Consider the following 1,451-nt stretch of genomic DNA (forward strand, 5'->3'; position numbering starts at 1 on the left):
GACGCCCTGGCGGCCCGCGGCCTGGCCGACTGACGTCGCGGGCGCCCGTCCGGCGCCGCCGCCGCGCCGTCCGGAGTCCTCGGGCCGCCTCGGTGTCCCTCGGCTGTCCCGCGGGCTCCTCGGCTGTCCAGCAGGCTCGGGGTCTCGCCGCGCCGCGTGCGCGCCGCCGTCCTAGTTTGTGCTCATGACGTTCAACGAGGGCGGGCAGTTCGAGGGCGGACGCGTGGGGAGGCGCCGAGGCGGAGCCGTGGCCGGCGGTGGCATCGGCATCGGCGCCATCGCGGCGTTCCTCATCTTCCAGTTCACCGGCGTCGACCTGTCCCCCGTCCTCGGCGGTGCGGGCGGAGGGGGCGCATCGCAGGAGCAGCAGGACACGATCCAGGACTGCACCGTCGAGGAGGCGAACACGAACCGGGAGTGCCGGCTGTCGGCGGCCACCCAGTCGCTCGACGCCTACTGGGCCGGCGTCTTCGACGCCTCCCAGGTGGAGTTCGTCCAGCCCGACGTGTGGACGTTCGAGGGTGGGACGTCGACCGGTTGTGGTCAGGCGACGTCGTCGACCGGGCCGTTCTACTGCCCGCCCGACCAGGGCATCTACATGGACCTGGGGTTCTTCGACCTCCTGCAGAGCCGGTTCGGCGCGTCGGGCGGCGGGCTCGCGGAGATGTACGTCACCGCGCACGAGTACGGGCACCACATCCAGAACATCACCGGCATCATGGACCAGGCGGACCGGGGCGGCTCGGGCGCCGAGTCGGACTCGGTCCGCCTGGAGCTCCAGGCCGACTGCTACGCCGGGCTGTGGGCGGGCGCCGCCGCCACGACGGTGGACCCGGACACCGGCGTGACGTTCCTCGAGCCGATCACCGAGGAGCAGCTCGCGGACGCCCTGTCGGCGGCGGAGGCGGTCGGTGACGACCACATCCAGGAGCAGTCCGGTGGCTCCGTCGACCCGCACACCTGGACCCACGGCTCGAGCGAGCAGCGCCAGCGGTGGTTCATGACCGGCTACACCGAGGGCGACCCGCAGGCCTGCGACACGTTCACGGCCGCGGAGCTCTGACCCCCAGCATCCCCACTCGCGGGGCGTGCGCGCACGACGACGGGGCGGGAGCTCGTGCTCCCGCCCCGTCGTCGGCGTGCTGTCGTGCTGACGTGCTGCAGCGCGGCCGGCCTCAGATGTTGAAGCCCAGCGCACGGAGCTGCTCGCGACCGTCCGTCGTGATCTTCTCCGGACCCCACGGCGGCATCCAGACCCAGTTGATCCGGAAGCCGTCGACGACGCCGTCCAGCGCCTGGGCCGACTGGTCCTCGATGACGTCCGTCAGCGGGCACGCCGCCGACGTCAGCGTCATGTCGATGACCGCGTGGTTGTTCGGGTCCACGGCCACCCCGTAGACGAGGCCGAGGTCGACGACGTTGATCCCGAGCTCGGGGTCGATGACGTCGCG

General features: G+C 72.4%; 2 protein-coding genes. One reads left to right on the forward strand and one right to left on the reverse strand.

Translation table 11 applies throughout. From position 1 onward, the window contains the following. Positions 1-184 precede the first annotated feature (184 nt). Positions 185-1,063, forward strand: coding sequence for a KPN_02809 family neutral zinc metallopeptidase (gene ypfJ, locus N866_RS14405; RefSeq protein ID WP_034227568.1), 879 nt, complete (start codon positions 185-187; stop codon positions 1,061-1,063). 112 nt (positions 1,064-1,175) lie between these two features. Here ypfJ and N866_RS14410 read toward each other — a convergent pair. Beyond that, the coding region (locus N866_RS14410) for a metal-sulfur cluster assembly factor (protein ID WP_034227566.1) at positions 1,176-1,451 on the reverse strand (276 nt) is incomplete at its 5' end.

The organism is Actinotalea ferrariae CF5-4, assembly GCF_000603945.1.
Lineage (GTDB): Bacteria > Actinomycetota > Actinomycetes > Actinomycetales > Cellulomonadaceae > Actinotalea > Actinotalea ferrariae.